This window comes from Marinomonas sp. MED121 (assembly GCF_000153025.1).
Lineage (GTDB): Bacteria > Pseudomonadota > Gammaproteobacteria > Pseudomonadales > Marinomonadaceae > Marinomonas.
On sequence record NZ_CH672432.1, the window covers coordinates 92,434 to 108,422 of the forward strand.

Annotated in this window: 20 protein-coding genes; 14 read left to right on the forward strand and 6 right to left on the reverse strand. The window is 38.2% G+C overall.

What is annotated here, in order from left to right:
• Positions 1-12: 12 nt before the first annotated feature.
• The 10 genes from MED121_RS24440 (at position 13) to aroC (ending at position 8,202) form a co-directional block, all read left to right on the forward strand.
• Positions 13-201 carry a hypothetical protein gene (locus MED121_RS24440; RefSeq protein ID WP_009834712.1) on the forward strand — a complete coding sequence of 63 codons (189 nt, stop codon included), beginning with the start codon at positions 13-15 and terminating at the stop codon, positions 199-201.
• A 3-nt stretch (positions 202-204) separates the two neighbouring features.
• Positions 205-1,443 (forward strand): protein adenylyltransferase SelO family protein, encoded by a 1,239-nt coding sequence (locus MED121_RS15770; protein WP_009834713.1) that lies wholly within the window; start codon positions 205-207, stop codon positions 1,441-1,443.
• A 58-nt stretch (positions 1,444-1,501) separates the two neighbouring features.
• The gene (locus tag MED121_RS15775; RefSeq protein ID WP_009834714.1) at positions 1,502-2,533 is read left to right on the forward strand and encodes an NAD(P)H-dependent glycerol-3-phosphate dehydrogenase; all 1,032 of its coding nucleotides are present in this window, start codon (positions 1,502-1,504) and stop codon (positions 2,531-2,533) included.
• Positions 2,526-2,804: a DUF4389 domain-containing protein gene (locus MED121_RS15780; protein ID WP_009834715.1), complete on the forward strand. Its 279-nt coding sequence runs from the start codon at positions 2,526-2,528 to the stop codon at positions 2,802-2,804. Before MED121_RS15775 ends, MED121_RS15780 begins: the two co-directional genes overlap by 8 nt.
• A 2-nt stretch (positions 2,805-2,806) precedes the next feature.
• Positions 2,807-3,286: a phosphohistidine phosphatase SixA gene (gene sixA, locus MED121_RS15785; protein ID WP_009834716.1), complete on the forward strand. Its 480-nt coding sequence runs from the start codon at positions 2,807-2,809 to the stop codon at positions 3,284-3,286.
• A gap of 37 nt (positions 3,287-3,323) precedes the next feature.
• Entirely contained in the window at positions 3,324-4,196 is an 873-nt protein-coding gene (locus MED121_RS15790) for an alpha/beta hydrolase (protein WP_116371650.1), read from the forward strand.
• Positions 4,197-4,226: 30 nt separating this feature from the next.
• Positions 4,227-5,075, forward strand: coding sequence for a DUF4892 domain-containing protein (locus MED121_RS15795; RefSeq protein WP_009834718.1), 849 nt, complete (start codon positions 4,227-4,229; stop codon positions 5,073-5,075).
• Positions 5,076-5,269: 194 nt separating this feature from the next.
• Positions 5,270-6,037, forward strand: a complete 768-nt coding sequence (locus MED121_RS15800) for a hypothetical protein (protein ID WP_009834719.1) — start codon at positions 5,270-5,272, stop codon at positions 6,035-6,037.
• A 143-nt stretch (positions 6,038-6,180) separates the two neighbouring features.
• Positions 6,181-7,086, forward strand: coding sequence for a 50S ribosomal protein L3 N(5)-glutamine methyltransferase (gene prmB, locus MED121_RS15805; protein ID WP_009834721.1), 906 nt, complete (start codon positions 6,181-6,183; stop codon positions 7,084-7,086).
• 24 nt (positions 7,087-7,110) lie between these two features.
• Positions 7,111-8,202, forward strand: coding sequence for a chorismate synthase (aroC, locus tag MED121_RS15810; RefSeq protein ID WP_009834722.1), 1,092 nt, complete (start codon positions 7,111-7,113; stop codon positions 8,200-8,202).
• Between the two features lie 67 nt (positions 8,203-8,269).
• Here the strand turns inward: aroC and MED121_RS15815 are convergent, their stop codons facing one another.
• Together MED121_RS15815 and MED121_RS15820 are read right to left on the reverse strand one after the other, a co-directional pair.
• Positions 8,270-8,770, reverse strand: coding sequence for a glutathione peroxidase (locus MED121_RS15815; RefSeq protein ID WP_009834723.1), 501 nt, complete (start codon positions 8,768-8,770; stop codon positions 8,270-8,272).
• 105 nt (positions 8,771-8,875) lie between these two features.
• The gene (locus tag MED121_RS15820) at positions 8,876-10,072 is read right to left on the reverse strand and encodes an MFS transporter (protein WP_009834724.1); all 1,197 of its coding nucleotides are present in this window, start codon (positions 10,070-10,072) and stop codon (positions 8,876-8,878) included.
• 177 nt (positions 10,073-10,249) lie between these two features.
• Here MED121_RS15820 and MED121_RS15825 point away from each other — a divergent pair, with 177 nt between their 5' ends.
• Positions 10,250-10,738 carry a hypothetical protein gene (locus tag MED121_RS15825; protein ID WP_242603219.1) on the forward strand — a complete coding sequence of 163 codons (489 nt, stop codon included), beginning with the start codon at positions 10,250-10,252 and terminating at the stop codon, positions 10,736-10,738.
• Between the two features lie 319 nt (positions 10,739-11,057).
• Here MED121_RS15825 and MED121_RS15830 read toward each other — a convergent pair whose 3' ends face one another.
• On the reverse strand, positions 11,058-11,288 hold the full coding sequence (locus MED121_RS15830; RefSeq protein WP_036180915.1) for a hypothetical protein: 231 nt from the start codon (positions 11,286-11,288) through the stop codon (positions 11,058-11,060).
• A gap of 507 nt (positions 11,289-11,795) precedes the next feature.
• On the opposite strand from MED121_RS15830, the gene MED121_RS15835 reads away from it, so the two are divergent.
• Positions 11,796-12,341, forward strand: coding sequence for a YaeQ family protein (locus MED121_RS15835; RefSeq protein ID WP_036181065.1), 546 nt, complete (start codon positions 11,796-11,798; stop codon positions 12,339-12,341).
• Between the two features lie 77 nt (positions 12,342-12,418).
• Here the strand turns inward: MED121_RS15835 and MED121_RS15840 are convergent, their stop codons facing one another.
• On the reverse strand, positions 12,419-13,156 hold the full coding sequence (locus MED121_RS15840) for a dienelactone hydrolase family protein (protein WP_009834729.1): 738 nt from the start codon (positions 13,154-13,156) through the stop codon (positions 12,419-12,421).
• A gap of 176 nt (positions 13,157-13,332) precedes the next feature.
• On the opposite strand from MED121_RS15840, the gene MED121_RS15845 reads away from it, so the two are divergent.
• Together MED121_RS15845 and MED121_RS15850 are read left to right on the forward strand one after the other, a co-directional pair.
• A complete protein-coding gene (locus tag MED121_RS15845; protein WP_009834730.1) occupies positions 13,333-13,716 on the forward strand; it encodes a hypothetical protein in 384 nt (127 codons plus the stop codon).
• A 3-nt stretch (positions 13,717-13,719) separates the two neighbouring features.
• On the forward strand, positions 13,720-14,679 hold the full coding sequence (locus tag MED121_RS15850; RefSeq protein ID WP_009834731.1) for a YHYH protein: 960 nt from the start codon (positions 13,720-13,722) through the stop codon (positions 14,677-14,679).
• A 153-nt stretch (positions 14,680-14,832) separates the two neighbouring features.
• On the opposite strand, the gene MED121_RS15855 is transcribed toward MED121_RS15850, so the two are convergent.
• Both MED121_RS15855 and MED121_RS15860 read right to left on the reverse strand, forming a co-directional pair.
• Positions 14,833-15,336 carry a YgjP-like metallopeptidase domain-containing protein gene (locus MED121_RS15855; protein WP_009834732.1) on the reverse strand — a complete coding sequence of 168 codons (504 nt, stop codon included), beginning with the start codon at positions 15,334-15,336 and terminating at the stop codon, positions 14,833-14,835.
• Positions 15,337-15,987, reverse strand: coding sequence for an ATP-binding cassette domain-containing protein (locus MED121_RS15860; RefSeq protein WP_009834733.1), 651 nt, complete (start codon positions 15,985-15,987; stop codon positions 15,337-15,339).
• Between the last annotated feature and the right edge of the window lie 2 nt (positions 15,988-15,989).

Genomic DNA, 15,989 nt, shown 5'->3' on the forward strand with positions numbered 1-15,989 from the left:
GGTAGGGGGATTATGCTGCAATTAGAGCACCACTACTCCCAATTAAGTTCACCATTTTTCTCCTACGGTCAAATCAAACCTCTTAAGGGCCTACGCCTTTCTTTTACAAATCATGCCTTAGCATCTCAGCTTGGTATTGATTTTACTCATACAGAAACACTCGATATATTTTTGGGTAAAACGCCTTTAAAAAACGCATAAAGCATGGTTTATGCTGGTCATCAGTTTGGTGGTTTCAGTCCACAATTGGGGGATGGGCGAGGCCTTCTTTTAGGTGAGGTAAAAGATAACAAGAATAACTTGATAGATTTGCACATGAAAGGTGTCGGTCCAACACCCTATGCAAGACAAGGCGACGGACGTGCTGTCTTGCGCTCAAGTATTCGAGAGTATCTTGCCAGCGAAGCCATGTATCATTTGGGAGTGGCCAGTACACGTGCATTAGCCTTGTTTGACAGTGAGGAAATCATATATCGAGAAGGGGCTGAACCTGCTGCGATGCTATTAAGAGGTGCCTGCACACATATCCGCTTTGGTCATTTCGAATACTTTTTTTATCAAAAGAAAACCAAAGAACTTGATGAGTTAATTGATTATTGTATCAAACGACATTTTAGATCTATGGCATCACGTACACAAAGTATTATTAAGATGCTTGAAAAGATAGTTGAGAGCACGGCTAAGATGGTTGCCCATTGGCAAGCGGTCGGCTTTCAGCACGGTGTTATGAATACAGATAATATGTCTATTTTAGGAGAGACTTTGGACTATGGGCCTTATGGTTTTATGGAAGCCTATGATCAAAAATGGGTTGCTAATGAATCAGATTACAATGCTAGATATGCCTTTGAAAAGCAGCCAGCCGTCGCATTATGGAACTTAAATCATTTATTTGTCTGTTTTTCAAAGCACCTTAGCAAAACCCAATTAATTGAAATTCTATCGCGTTTTGAGCCTTGTTTAATCAATCACTTCCAAGCACTAATTAGCGCTAAGTTAGGTTTAAAAGAAAAACATAAAGATGATCTAACACTCTTTTCTAACTTATTGGTATTATTAGAAAAAGAAAAAATCGACTATACTAATTTTTGGCGTAATCTAAGCCAAATGCAAGATGCTGATGATAAAGCGCATTTAATCTTAATGTTTGCCAATCGGCTAGATTTTGAGGCTTGGTTAGCCTCTTATATCAAAAGGCGTTCGTTAGAAGACAGTATTTGGTCGCAAGTCCGACTTGAAATGTTGCAAACTAATCCTAAATATATATTACGTAATTATTTAGCACAGAGAGTTATCGAAGCAGCAGAAAATAAAGATTATCGCGCTTTCGAAGCGTTAATTAAAGTGCTTGAAGCGCCGTTTGAGGAGCATGAAGATTGCGCCCATTTAGCGATTCCAACTAATACTGAGCAAAAATCATTTTGTGTGAGCTGCTCATCTTAAGTCTAGCTTGCACACAGAATTATAAATTTACCTTAAAGCGGTAAGTTGGAGGTTAATAATGACAAAGGAAACCGTTTGCGTGCTAGGGGGAGGGAGCTTCGGTACAGCACTAGCAAATATTATGGCAAACAATGGACATCTTGTTAGCCAATGGATGCGTAATGAAGAGCAAGTGGAAGAAATTAACTTAACCGGCTTTAATAGCCGTTACTTGCCAAAAGCACAATTAAGCGAAGAGCTAGTTGCTACGACAGATTTGGAAGCGGCAATTGCAGAAAGTGATGCCATCTTCGTCTCTATTCCATCTAAATCATTTGAACAGGTTGTAGAGCGTATCACGCCTTTGCTAACCCCTGATAAGATGCTCATTAGCACGACAAAAGGTTTTAACCCAAACCGCTTTGAACTGATGAGCGATATTTTATTTAGACAAAATGTCAGTGATCAAATCGGCGTGTTAAGTGGCCCTAATCTCGCGAAAGAAATTGCAGCAGGCCAATTAACAGGTTCTGTTATTGCCAGTCCTAATGATTCCGTTCGCTCCCATGTTGTTGAACTACTTAAATCGCCGACTTTCAGAGTCTATGAGAATGCTGATATTAAAGGCGTTGAACTTGCTGGTGCGCTCAAAAATATTTATGCCATTGTCTGTGGTTTAGCGAAAGCCCTTAATGTGGGTGAAAATACCATGGCAATGATTATGACCCGGAGTTTGGCTGAAATGAGTCGTTTTGCGGTTCATTTTGGTGCTAATCCCATGACATTTTTGGGACTTGCGGGCGTAGGAGATTTAATTGCAACCTGCTCATCACCATTAAGTCGGAATTACCAGGTGGGCTTTGCGCTTGGTTCAGGCAAAACATTAGAGCAAGCCGTCGAGCAACTAGGGCAAGTCGCCGAAGGTGTGAATACTTTACGTATGGTCATTCGTGAAGCAGAAAAGAATGACCTCTATATGCCACTCGCTTTAGGTTTATCTAAGCTTGTGTTTGATGGATATAAACTAGAAACGTTAGTGCAAACTATGATGACCGGCGAATTAAGGTGGGATGTTGAGTTTGCAACTTATGAGGAGAATAAAAATGGCTAAGCCAGGTTATGCAGATCAAGCTTTTTGGGTACGTTTAGTCTTTATGGTGATTTATTGGGCAGTACTTAATATTTCATTATCAATATTTGGTATTTTGTTGATTATTTTGACAGTCATACGCTTTGGTTCTCAATTTGAGCCGGTCCCACTTGCTCATTTTATTTCAGGTTTATCAAACTTTATCAGTCAAACATTATCGTTTGTCTGTTTTCAAACAGAGGAAAAGCCTTATCCGTTCCAGGCTTGGCCAAGTGAAGATAAAGGGAATTAATCATGGCCATTAAACGCTTGTATGTATTGCGCCACGGTAATGCTGAAGCTCCAACCTTTGGGGATGATGCGGGGCGTAATTTAACGCCTTTAGGCGTGGAAGAAGTGTTATCTAGTGCGATGAAGTTTAAGCAGAAAGGTGAAACGCTTGATCAAGTGTTTGTTAGCCCCTACGTTAGAGCTCAACAAACTGCACAACACTTTTTAAAGGCGATTAATTATAATGGGGTAAGCCAAACAACGGATAAAATTACGCCAAGTGGTAAAGCAATTGATGTTGCACTTTGGCTTTCAAATATGCAGGCTGATTCGGTTTTGCTTGTAACACATGAACCATTTGCTAGCCAAGTTGTCGATCTTTTAGCTGATATGCCTTTTCCCCATGACTTTATGATGCAAACAGCCACCCTGGCTGCAGTTGAAGGCGAAATATTAGCTACTGCTTGTTGCAAGCTGCGTTGGGTCATTAATGCTAACGACTAAGTTAGCCATTTATAAGATTAGAAAATAGATTAAACCTATGATGGATCATAAAAAGCATGTTTCTTTAAATCATACCAAGTTGTCTCTTATCGAGTCTCATTCTAATCATCCAGATACAAGTTGCTCAACTAAAATAGTGGCTTTACATGGGTGGTTAGATAATGCCGCTAGCTTTAAGCTATGCATGGACTTTATGCCAGATTTACATTGGTTTAGTTTAGATTGCGCCGGTCATGGTGAGTCTTTACACCGAGCAGAAGGGAGCTTTTATCATCTTTGGGATTATGTGTTAGATACGGTTCAATTTATTGAAGGACTAAATGCAAAGGTGTGGCTTGTGGGCCATAGCATGGGGGCATCTGTAGCCATGTTAGTCGCTTCTGTCATTCCTGATAAGGTACATGGATTAGTTATGTTAGATAACCTTGGTCCTTTAACTTCTTCACCTTCCCAGAGAGTCTCACAGTTACAACATGCCATAAAAAAAATGGGGCATGAGAGACCTGAGTCTCGAGGCTATGATAACCAAGAGGCTATGATAAAAGCGAGAATGAATGGCTTTACTAAATTGGGTTATAACGCTGCTAAAGCTCTTATCTTAAGAGGTAGTCAGCTCTCTGCAGATGGCAGATATCGTTGGCGTCATGATCCTAAGCTCACTTTTCCTTCTCCATTTAGAATGGATAGGCAAAGCGTTGAAGCATTTATGAAGTCAGTCTCTTGTCCAGCGCTGACGCTCCTTGCAAATCAGGGGCTTTTTGCAAATTCAATGAAAGACGCTGAGCTTATCTGTAACAAGTTTCCTAATGGAGAGCTTGATTGGTGTGAAGGAGGGCATCATTTTCACCTTGAAGATGATACGCACCTAGCGGTTGCAAAAAAGATTTATGCATTTATAACAAGACATTAGATAAATATTTTTATTGGATTACACTTTATAATGGGTCACATGAAAGAGGCTGATATTATTAAAATCGATCTTAGAAAATCATTCAAAAAAGCGTTAAGGCTCAGCTCAGCTGTCGTTTTAACCTGTGCTTCAAGTGTATATGCGGCAGAAAGTTTTGATCAATATCAAGGTGCTTCCTTATTAAAATTTGATCAATCCAATCAGACTGATTATTCGTTGCCACTTGCGAATTTGAAGAAATCCGCACGAGCTTGGATACCGATTAAGTCGAAGCGAGTTCAAGGCGACTTGTCATCGAGTTTATACAAATTTGGTCGGGATGAGGCTTTAGAAAACATTTATCAATTTTATAGAAACCAGTTAATTGATAATGCAAATATCCTCTACGAATGCCAAGGTAGAACCTGTGGTAGTAGTAATGCTTGGGCAAATAATTTCTTTAATGATTATCGCCTTAACGGTGCTGATGCAAACCAATCTTTATTAGTCGTTGAGAATTTATCCTCAAGCCAAAAGCAATACCATCTTCTATACCTGAACCGTCGCGGTGCTGGTGATGTTGTACTAAGACTGGATAGCCTTGATGAAAGTCAGAATGAAACAAAGAATGACATTCTGTTTCAAACGGGTATCAACAAAAAACTTGCTGTTAAAGATTATTTAGCACGCTCATATGATGGTAGCAATTTCTTTATTTTAGTGTCTACAAGCAAAGGACAAAGCCAAGCCAGTGCTTATCGTGAAGGCGAGACAGAAATAGAAAGCTTAAAACGTTTTTTAGGTGCTAGATTAGTAGAGAAGGTCACTTTCATTAACTTAGGTAATAAAGCCCTTCCTGATTATGGTGAAAATTCCATTAGCATTCTCCTTAATCAATAACCTTACCTTCCAACTATGGAGGTGCGAAAAAGTCCTTAAGCCTTGGCGCGTGGAAACAAAAAAATTCATGGCGAGGGGCGCAACTTAATTATTGTTAAGATAGGGCTTTTAGAGCACGTCCTCTTAAGCAACCCTTATTGGATAATAAGATAAAACCTTTATACTAATTATCAAATTATTAGTTTGGATATATTATGGCGCGTAAAGCAAATATAAGTCGTGATGAAATTATCATGGCATGCTGGAATTTGTTAGAACAAAACTATTTTCCTAATATTCCAAGAGTTGCGGATTACTTTTTAAAACTAGATGGCAGGAAGTGTTCTAATACTACGTTTTTAAAAGCCATAACCGAATGGGAAGAGTTGTATAAAGAGCGACAAGACGCTAGCTTTCAGGATTTGTTTGATGTCTTTACACCTAGTTTTAAGAAGTTTGAAAGGGACATAGGTCGTGATATACAGCAATTGTTAGAAGAGAAACTACATCATAGTGAAAATGACCAAGCTCTAAAAAAAGATGCTACAAATGGTCAATATTTATCCCTATCCGATTTCGTTGTGCAGCAAAGTCAGGAATTGGAGAGCCAAGCAAAAACCTTGGTTGAGTTAACTGAGTCCAACCAAGATGCACTGCAAAAATGTGAACATTTAACTGGTCGTTATCAAGACACCTTATCAAATCTAAAAGTACATCAGTCAAAACTGGAGCAACAGGATAAGGAAATAAAAACCTTAAACCTTAATCTTTCACAAAAGGAGGTTGAGCTTGCAAGTTATGAGTTACAACTTAACCTCATAAAAGATGAAAGAGAGACTTTGTTAGACCAAATCCGATCGCAACAGTGTCAAATTGAGAATCTTTCAAAACAAAATAATCATAAAGAGATCGAGGATTTAACAGAGCAGGTTAAAAACTTGATTAAACTTCAAACAGAGAATGGCAATCAGAAAACGAGATAAAGGGTTATTTTGGGCTTAATCATTTCTTTTTGAAATTTCCGCCATGAATTTGCGCTAAGGCTTGATAAATAGCATAAAAAACATCTGAAAATCCTGATAACAAGGTATAATGCATTTCTTTTATGTATATGAAGACAGGTTAAATGAGCAGTAGACAGTCCGCGCTTCGCGATCTATGTAGTATTAAAGATTTTATTCGTTATAGTTATAGCCGTTTTGTGAAAGCGGATCTTTTCTACGGACACGGCACTGATAATCCTTGGGATGAAGCGGTACACCTTGTTTTAGGGGCGCTAAGATTGCCTTTAGATTTTGATAAAGATTTACTGGATTGTCGTCTCACAATTGATGAGAAAAAAAGTATTTTAACCATGTTAAATGAGCGTATTTCAAAACGTACGCCTTTACCTTATTTGCTAGGTGAAGCTTGGTTTATGGGCCTCCCCTTTAAAGTGACGAAAGATACTTTGATACCAAGGTCTCCTATCATGGCGTTACTTAAAGACGAGTTTCAGCCTTGGTTAAAACAATATCCATTAAATATATTGGATATGTGTACTGGAAGCGGCTGCTTGGGTATTACGGCGGCATTAATATTTGAAGATGCAAAAGTAGATATTAGTGATATTAGCCAGGCTGCACTTGATGTTGCACGTCAAAATATAGAAATACATCAAGTGGAAGAATCGGTTGAAGCTATTCAATCAGATATGTTCGAAAAGCTTTTGCAGCGTCAATATGACTTAATTATTTGTAATCCACCTTATGTGGATGCTGACGACTATCAAAGTGCACCGCTTGAGTTTCATAGGGAGCCTGAACTTGCACTAACTTCTGGATTTGATGGTCTTGATTTTACACGCAAATTTTTGAATCAAGCCGCCGAACATTTACATGATGATGGCATCATAGTGTATGAAGTAGGGAATAGTGAAATTGCTTTGCAAGATGCCTTTCCCGACGTTCCTTTCATGTGGGTAGAATTGGAACAAGGGGGTAATGGCGTTTTCATTATCTCTAAAAAAGAACTTTTAGCACATTCATTTTAATTATTAGAAGAGCAAACAGAGTCTATGTCTGGTAATACTTTTGGAACCTTATTTAAAGTCACCACCTTTGGTGAAAGTCACGGTATCGCATTAGGGGCGATAGTGGATGGATGTCCTCCTGGAATTGAAATAAGTGAAGAGGATTTACAGAAGGAATTAGACCTTCGTAAACCTGGTACATCAAAGTACACGACCCAAAGGCGTGAACCTGATCAAGTGAAAATCTTATCCGGTGTATTCGAAGGTAAAACAACTGGCACCTCAATTGGCCTTTTGATTGAAAATACCGATCAAAGATCAAAAGATTATGGCAATATTCAAGACACTTTTAGACCTGCCCATGCTGATTACACCTATGATCAAAAATATGGTTTTAGAGATTACCGAGGTGGTGGTCGTTCTTCTGCGCGTGAAACAGCAATGCGAGTCGCAGCAGGTGCAATAGCAAAAAAATACCTTAAGACACGTTTTAACATTGAGGTGAATGGTTACTTATCCCAATTGGGACCTATCAAACTTGATGCTAAAGACCTCACCCAAGTTTACGATAATCCATTCTTTTGCCCTGATCCTGAAGCCATACCTCAGCTTGAAAAGTATATGACAGAGCTAAGACGTGAAGGGGATTCAATTGGAGCCAAAATCACAGTTGTTGCTCGTAATCTTATGCCGGGGTTAGGTGAACCAGTTTTTGACCGTTTGGATGCGGATATTGCTAAGGCAATGATGGGAATAAACGCAGTCAAAGGCGTTGAAATTGGTGATGGCTTTGAAGTTATTGAGCAAAAAGGTAGTGAGCATAGGGATGAGTTGACACCATCAGGCTTTAGTTCAAATCATGCCGGTGGTGTGCTTGGTGGTATTTCATCTGGACAAGATATTGTTGTGAACATAGCGCTAAAACCTACGTCAAGCATAACTGTTCCAGGTAAAACTATTGATAGAGAAGGGAATGTTGCGGATGTCATCACAAAAGGCCGTCATGACCCTTGTGTCGGTATTAGAGCAACACCGATCGCAGAAGCTATGTTAGCCATTACATTACTGGATCATTTGTTACGCCATCGTGGACAAAATGCTGATGTGCAATGTGCTACACCAATCATTACTAAATAAAATTATCAGACATAAAAAAACTCGCGCAGGCGAGTTTTTTTATGTCTTGAATTTAGATCTAAATATACTATGCGTCTTCACCTTGGATTATTGATAAATAATCTTGAATCTTTCCTTCAAGTTTCATCGGGTCCACACTAGGGGCAAAGCGCTCAATGTGTGAAGCATCTGAATTAACAATAAATTTTGTGAAATTCCATTTTATCGACTCAGTACCCAAAATCCCTTTAGCTTGCGATTTTAAATATTGATAAAGCTTGGATGATTCAGCACCGTTTACTTTAATCTTCTTATGCAGTTCAAAGCTTACGCCGTAATTGAGCTGACAGAAGCTTTCGATTTTATCATCTGTGTCTGGTTCTTGGTGGGCAAATTGATTACAAGGAAAAGCGAGAATCGTTAAGCCTTTGGCTGCGTATTTTTGATGAAGCTTTTCTAACGCTTGATATTGGGGGGTAAATCGACATTGACTTGCAGTATTTACAATCAACAGCACTCTTCCTTTAAGGTTTGAAAGTGGGTAACTAGTGCCATTACTTTGGGTAACCTCTATATCGTAAATACTCATCTATATAATCCTAAAAGATAGTTTGTCCGAATAGTATTACATTAAGTAATTAAGCTGTCATTTATCTTTCTTTTAACGAATACAGAAATGATAATTGAAAGCGGCTTACTGGTTTACTTTCATCGTCAGCTTAAAGCTGCTTAGCAAAGCGATGAGGGTACATAGACTACCTAGTAGCAAAAAAGTGAGCTCATAATTAAAAAATTCAGTCATAAAACCAAACAAAAGTCCGCCAATGGCTGCTCCTCCTAGGTTGATCGCCCCCCATAAACTCATCACTCGCCCACGAAATTCGCTTTTCACAGAAATTTGAATCAGTGCCTGAGTGCACACGCCACAAACTGTCGCACAAAAACTCAAGCAGGCAACCAGTACTAAGCCTTGAGTTAGGCTCTCAAAAAAGTTTAAGCTTAAAATGAGCACTCCAGAGGAACAAATAGCAAGTTTAAGCGCTAATAACAGCTGATTATTTGAACACTTAGTAAGCATTAGACCCGCTAAAATTGCTCCTATTCCTGCGACTGAATTTAACCAAGCAAGAGCGTCAACGCCTCCTTGATATAACATGTCTGCAGCTGCAGGCAATATTTCTAGTAACCCACGTCCTAGCACAGCTGAAATACTCATAAGTATTAATAACCTTGAAATGAGTCTTGAGCTTAGAGCGAAATTAATACCTGACTTTATATCCTCGATAAAAGTAAAAGACGCTTTCTTAGTTTGCATATGTCCAAAGCGTAATTTCAGCAACACCAAGATTAAGGGTAAGTAAAAGCACGCAACCAGATATAGAGAAAGGGCATTGCCATAGTGCTTGATAAGATAGCCTGCAATCATAGGCCCAATAAAGCGCGAACTGTTATAAATAACGGCATTGATAGCGACCACTTTTGACATGTTTTCTTGGCTAGCAAGTTCAGGAACGAAAGCCAGTCGCAATGATTGGTACGCGCTATTGGTTATGCCTAATAGGAGAGATAATACAAGCAAGTTAATTTCATTAATAAGCTTATATTGTGTCATTAATGCCAAGGTTAATGATAGCAAGGCTAATATTAATACCACCTGCAAAGCGGCTTTACGTTTATCAAAACGATCAACTAAAACGCCAAATAATGGACCTAAAATAATCGAAGGTACAAACAATAAAAATGCGAGCAAACCTAACAAGCTTTCTGAGTAGGATGCTTGCCAGAGAATCCAACCAAGAGTCATACGTTGAATCCAAAGGCCTTGGGTCGAGAAAATACTGCCTGATAAATAGGTAAAATATTGCTTCTCTGACCAAATACTGCGCTTCATTTTAATTCATTCTATTTTTTGAGAGCGCATATTACCTTAATTGCCTTATTTCGATGAGCAATAAAACTTATCTTGTAATAAAAACAACTCATCAACGCCTTGGCGTTGTATGTTGTAAAGTAGCCACTTTGATTGGGAACGGGTGTATTAATTTCCATGTCTATTATGCATACAAAAATGATTACAGCTAAGGGTAAAGAGGCGATGCTAACTAAGACCAGAGAAACAGCGGATAAAATTGAAGCTCATTTTGACACCATAGAAAATGAAATTTTTAATGGTGACGCTTTTTTAAAATGGCGTGGGTCTTTTGATATGAAAAAAGTGATCATTAAAAAAGAAGGGGCAGACGTTAAAATTGATTATGATATTCGTTTGCTCAATTGGCCAGACGGACTATCAATCAAAGTTTATAAGCATAAAGCTCTTGGGGTTTTTGCTTATTTAAAAGATGAAGAAGAATGTCAGAAATATCTTAATGAAAAGCCTGTTGCCTGCAGGTATTGGCGAGAGTCATTTTACTTTTCTCATAGGGAAAACTTAGACAGCGAGCGTTATGTCTTATTAGAAGGTAATGAAATGCAGGATAATGACACCCATCAATGTCTAGAAAAAATAAAATGCCACCTAGAAGAAATTACTAATATCTTATCCAAATGCCAATAAAGCTGCGAATAAAAGCCTCTAGATTTATGGTGCGGGGCTAATCTGTGCTGTCCCTTCTCGAAAGGTACCTAGAATAACTTTCTATTAATCAAGTACAAATCGATGTCTGTTTGACATTTTTTCAATATACCTTGAAAGACTAGACTGAGAAGAGGTGAGTTAATCGCAACGTTTCTAAATACAAAAATTTAGATACAACAGATGCTTATATAGATAAAAGCCGAATAAGGTTCAACCTTATTCGGCTTAATTGAGCATTATGGATTAACAATGCTCAGTTGAATGGCTGCTTAAGCAAAGATAGCTTAAGCAGCAAGCATTAGCCGTCACTTCTTTGCGGTATCGGCTCTTCTTCATTAACGATACCTGTACTAATTTTAATTGAATTAGCAATCGTTTTTACATCACCTGATAAGGGACGGATTTGTCCTTCATCATTATAAAAGCCGATATCTTTTAAAGAGTGGGCATCGAGATGTCTTAATGCTCGTTGAGCATGAAGTTTTTCGAAGTAGTTCTTTGCAGCATTTAATAAAGCGATAAAAGTCATAGTATTCTCCAGTTTTAAATAAACCGAGATCATATGCATTAATATAAATGACATTGCCGCATAGGATCTGCGGCTAAATATTGATTACTTAGTACGCAGCTTTGGTTGTTTTTTGATTACCAGAATTGGTGCAAACGATATTTAATTTAATGAAATTCATGTTTACCTCCAAACTGTGCGTGTTAAGTGAATGAAATGGTGATGCTTAATATGAATTAAGCAGGAGTATTAAAGTTTAATATTTAATCTATGTCAACAAGCTATATAGAAATAACCAAATTAACTTTAACAATTAGCCATAGCACTTCCGTTTTTGCTAAAACGACCTAATTTTATAGCGAAGGATGTTCACAATGTGTGTTATCACCTATACCTGCTTTATAAGCACACCTCTTTTGTATTTGATAAGGCTATTAAAATTAATCGGTTAAGGTACAATGCCACGCATAAGTGATTAAGCTTCCCCAAATGCTTAATTTAATTAATATATTTTTAAAAGTAGTCAAAATGGCGATTAAATCTACGGTTTTCAAAGCAAGCATTCAAGTTTCGGATATGGATAGGTCTCATTATCAGGGATATGATCTTACCCTTGCACTTCATCCATCAGAGACCGAAGAAAGAATGATGGTCAGGCTTATCACCTTTGCCTTACTTGCTGATGAAAAAACGGATGATGAGCAGCTGGCGTTTTGCAAAGGCATTAGTACCGATGAAGAGCCTGACTTATGGCAAAAGACCCTTTCAGATGACATTATTTTATGGATTGATTTAGGTCAACCAGATGAAAAGCGTTTAAGAAAAGCCTGTGGTCGAGGAAAGGATGTCATCATTGTGAATTACAATGACAAATCTGATATCTGGTGGCAACAAAATCAAGGTAAATTATCTCGTTTCACTAATCTAAAAGTGCTTAGGTTTGCAGAAGAAGAGGTTGTTGCTTTAGAAAAGTTATGTCAGCGATCAATGCAATTAAATGTCACTATTCAAGATGGTGAGATGTGGGTTTCTTCTGATTTAGGTTCTTGCACCTTGGTTCCAACTTATCGTTAATACGTCAATTGGCCAGGGTTAGATACCTCATCTAACCCTGGCTGAAGATGCTTATTATTGAGTAACAGACTAACTTATTACCTTAGGCTTCTATAAAAAAAACTGCTTGCTAGACGATAGCACTCATGAGCTACTTCGGCATCATACCTATCGCCTTCATCGCGCATAAAGGCGTGTTGAGCGTTAAACTCATGCCAGCTAAATTTTCGCTCAGATTGCATTAGATTTTGATAGATTTTTTGCCTTCCCTCAGGACTTACGTGGGGGTCCTGTCTACCCCAAACCATGCAAAATTCAGCATTCATATCGGCTGTTCTTGAAAGACTGTCATTCGATTCAGTACATGGAAGTGTATTAGAATGTATATCAGTCGCATAGAGGCAAAAACTGGATTTTACTTTTTCGTTTAATGCAGCACGATAAGCTAGATGTCCACCAATACATACGCCCATGCTACCAATTTCTTGAGTAGTAAAGCTCTGCTCCAATAGAAAGTTAACCATGGCGTCAGTATCTGAATCATGGGCTTCTAAAGTTTTTGTGAATTTATCCTGATTGCCTTTATCTTTACCTGCATCATCATAAGCCAGCACTGTGCCAATTGGATTAAGTTCATGAAACACTTCAGGCACTAATACAATAAAACCATGGCTTGCCATGATACGAGCCGTTCTTTCTATCGGAGCCGTAATCTGAAATATCTCAGAGTAGAATATGATGCTGGCAAACTTACCTTCATCCACAGGGCGAAATAAGGAACAACGCATAAGTCCGGTTGCTGTACTAATTTCAATAGTTTGAGATTGGGTAATCATATTAAGCCTTAACGAGTTGAACCAAAATAAAACAAGATTATAAGTAAATTAAGCCAACTTTTCAGTAATTTACATTAATATAAATGATGAGGATATAAACACTTAATTTACATCATGCTAGCAATTCATTGAGATTAAAACGGCTATTATTAGAGAATCTAAATTCGAATCATTTTATGTATAAAATCATTTTATCTGGCTTTATTTTATTTATCAGTATGGCATCACATGCACATATTGGTGCTCATTCTTCTGATGTTGCGATTAAAGTACTCAGTGCTGATCTAGTGCAAAATCATGCCAATATCGCTTTAACTTTCACTAATGAAGGTCAGGATACTATTTATATAGAAGCTATTACGAGCAATGTCGGTGAGGTGGTGTTTGCTTTGAATTACCCAATAGCGATTGATGCTCAATCTCAGTTTAATTTCACTGATTCTTTAGCACTATTGGTGTCTGGTAATGAAGAAATACCGCATATATTCACTCTAATTTTCAATCTTGGTGAAGCGGGCGATGGTCCTGTTACCATTATTGCGTCATCTTTTATGGAGTAACACATGTCTCATAAAACACTCATTATATCTTCGATCACGGGAGTTGCTTTAATACTTGCAGGTTGTGCTAGCACCGGTAGTAGTGATACTGGACCTTCTGCATCAAAGCGAATGGCCAAAGGGAAAAAAGGGATGCGCATGGCTGGCGGCCCTCCATCGAGAAGTCATACAGAAATTACCCGTGGTGATATTGTTTTGCTCCCAGCTAATAAAGCCTTGAGTATCGATAATTTAATGCAAGAAAGTGTTTCAGGCACAACAAGAACTATTATTTCAAACGGTATTCCAGAACATGACGTGGGCGCCTTTCCCAATAGGAATAACCCAAACACAATAAAGGCTCGCAATTATGAATTCAAAATGACAACCGTACCAGGTCAAGCAGGCAGAATTACCTTATCAGATCGATGGTATTGGGGTGTTGCTATGAATGGTGTGCCATTTGAAGCTCAAACCGCTGAGTTTTGGCAAGGTGAACGAGGCGGTTGGAATTATGATGCTTTAGGTGGCGCATTACCTTTAGGGTTAGATGCTAATAACGCCCATGTTCAACCGACAGGGGCGTATCATTACCATGGATTACCAATTGGGCTCATGCAAGCGCTCAATTGGAAAGCAAACAAACACTCTCCTCAAATTGGCTGGGCAGCGGATGGTTATCCTGTTTATGCATTAACTGGTGACTTAGGAGATGGGGTTAAAATGCTAGTATCATCTTACCAGTTAAAGGCGGGCGAACGTCCAGGCGGTAGCAATAACCCAGCAGGTAAATACGATGGTACTTTCAATCAAGACTGGGAATATGTAGCAAATTCTGGTGATCTGGATGAGTGTAATGGCACTGTGACTTTTTCAACAGAATTTCCAAACGGAACCTATGCTTACTTTTTAACAAAAGATCATCCATTTTTATCACGTTGTTGGACAGGTACACCAAATCGATCTTTCTTTAGTAACCATTAATCTGTTTAAGGAAGCGATGATTAAGTCACTCTTTTACAGTCTACTCTATTAGCCTGACTATTAACGTGATTTTTTCTGAAATGCCACCTTGGTATTATTCATCGCTTCCTTAATGGCGTGCCGGTAAATCATCTGCATGCCAGACATTTCATATCAGTAGATATCACCTAAAAACTCAACCTGAGTAAGATACACTCTAGCGTCAAATTCGAGCTGATGGTAATTGCTTAGCATATATTGGCAAAGTTGATAAAAGGCTTTGTTATGTTCCTTTTCTTTGATATGTGCCAGCTCATGAACGCAAATCATATTTAACAATTCAAGTGGTGCGGTTTTAAAAAGAGTACTAATTCGGAGTTCATTTTTGCTTTTTAACTTATTGCCTTGCACTCTTGAGACATAGGAATGCATGCCAAGTGCATTATTAACCAGATGAATTTTATTATCATATTGGATCTTACTTAGGGCTCCAGATTTTTTCATATAGGTTTTTTTAATCTGGTTAACATAATCCCTCAAGGCTTTATCATTGTTTATTTTATGGGGTTCAGGAAAGCGTTTTAATAAATAGTGCGACAGCTGATCTTTATCCATCAGTGTTTTAATCTGCTGTTGTAAATGATCTGGGTAGGCACTGATATATTTTAATCTGTTCATCTATTTATGATTTAAATGATTGAGTTGTATTAATTTACTTCCCATAGCCGCGACATCGTCTTCATCATGTGTCACCAGTAAGGTTGGGATATTGGCTTTTTTCACTTGCTCTAGTGTAAAGCGCCTGACACTTTGTCTTAATTCAGGGTCGAGTTTACTAAAAGGCTCATCAAGCAATAAGTATTTAGGGCTAGATAGTAAGGTTCTCAGTAAAGCAATACGAGCTTTTTGCCCACCAGACAGTGAAGTCGGTAAGTTATTCGCTTTCACCTCTAGACCTAATTCCGCTAATTTAGACATAGCAAGTTCTTTGCATTGCACCTTATTTAACCCTTGGCCTTTGCTATCAATGGCAAAGAGAAGGTTTTCTAAGTTAGTCATATGAGGAAATAACAAAGGTGTCTGATAAAGAATGCCTACCTGTCTTTCTTGAGTACTCAAGTTATCGATACGTGTTTGATTAAGGGTAATTTCACCTTCTGCAACTAACCCTGTTTCTAAGGTGCCTGACAAATAATTTAACAGGCTTGATTTTCCACAACCACTTGGCCCCATTAAGGTTAAAACTTCACCATTATCAATAGTAAAACTCAAATTCTTAATAAGAGGGTTATCTTGCAGGGTAAGATTAAAGTTTGAGATTCGTAACACTA

Excerpts from the sequence above, each read along its gene's own strand:
- MED121_RS15770 (WP_009834713.1), top strand. The coding sequence starts at position 205 with ATGGTTTATGCTGGTCATCAGTTTGGTGGTTTCAGTCCACAATTGGGG.
- MED121_RS15855 (WP_009834732.1), bottom strand. The coding sequence starts at position 15,336 with ATGAACAGATTAAAATATATCAGTGCCTACCCAGATCATTTACAACAG.
- MED121_RS15820 (WP_009834724.1), bottom strand. The coding sequence starts at position 10,072 with ATGAAGCGCAGTATTTGGTCAGAGAAGCAATATTTTACCTATTTATCA.
- MED121_RS15795 (WP_009834718.1), top strand. The coding sequence starts at position 4,227 with ATGGGTCACATGAAAGAGGCTGATATTATTAAAATCGATCTTAGAAAA.
- MED121_RS15830 (WP_036180915.1), bottom strand. The coding sequence starts at position 11,288 with ATGACTTTTATCGCTTTATTAAATGCTGCAAAGAACTACTTCGAAAAA.
- MED121_RS15840 (WP_009834729.1), bottom strand. The coding sequence starts at position 13,156 with ATGATTACCCAATCTCAAACTATTGAAATTAGTACAGCAACCGGACTT.
- MED121_RS15825 (WP_242603219.1), top strand. The coding sequence starts at position 10,250 with ATGATTACAGCTAAGGGTAAAGAGGCGATGCTAACTAAGACCAGAGAA.
- MED121_RS15780 (WP_009834715.1), top strand. The coding sequence starts at position 2,526 with ATGGCTAAGCCAGGTTATGCAGATCAAGCTTTTTGGGTACGTTTAGTC.
- MED121_RS15790 (WP_116371650.1), top strand. The coding sequence starts at position 3,324 with ATGATGGATCATAAAAAGCATGTTTCTTTAAATCATACCAAGTTGTCT.
- aroC (WP_009834722.1), top strand. The coding sequence starts at position 7,111 with ATGTCTGGTAATACTTTTGGAACCTTATTTAAAGTCACCACCTTTGGT.
- MED121_RS15845 (WP_009834730.1), top strand. The coding sequence starts at position 13,333 with ATGTATAAAATCATTTTATCTGGCTTTATTTTATTTATCAGTATGGCA.
- prmB (WP_009834721.1), top strand. The coding sequence starts at position 6,181 with ATGAGCAGTAGACAGTCCGCGCTTCGCGATCTATGTAGTATTAAAGAT.
- MED121_RS15800 (WP_009834719.1), top strand. The coding sequence starts at position 5,270 with ATGGCGCGTAAAGCAAATATAAGTCGTGATGAAATTATCATGGCATGC.
- MED121_RS24440 (WP_009834712.1), top strand. The coding sequence starts at position 13 with ATGCTGCAATTAGAGCACCACTACTCCCAATTAAGTTCACCATTTTTC.
- MED121_RS15775 (WP_009834714.1), top strand. The coding sequence starts at position 1,502 with ATGACAAAGGAAACCGTTTGCGTGCTAGGGGGAGGGAGCTTCGGTACA.
- MED121_RS15835 (WP_036181065.1), top strand. The coding sequence starts at position 11,796 with ATGGCGATTAAATCTACGGTTTTCAAAGCAAGCATTCAAGTTTCGGAT.
- MED121_RS15850 (WP_009834731.1), top strand. The coding sequence starts at position 13,720 with ATGTCTCATAAAACACTCATTATATCTTCGATCACGGGAGTTGCTTTA.
- MED121_RS15815 (WP_009834723.1), bottom strand. The coding sequence starts at position 8,770 with ATGAGTATTTACGATATAGAGGTTACCCAAAGTAATGGCACTAGTTAC.
- sixA (WP_009834716.1), top strand. The coding sequence starts at position 2,807 with ATGGCCATTAAACGCTTGTATGTATTGCGCCACGGTAATGCTGAAGCT.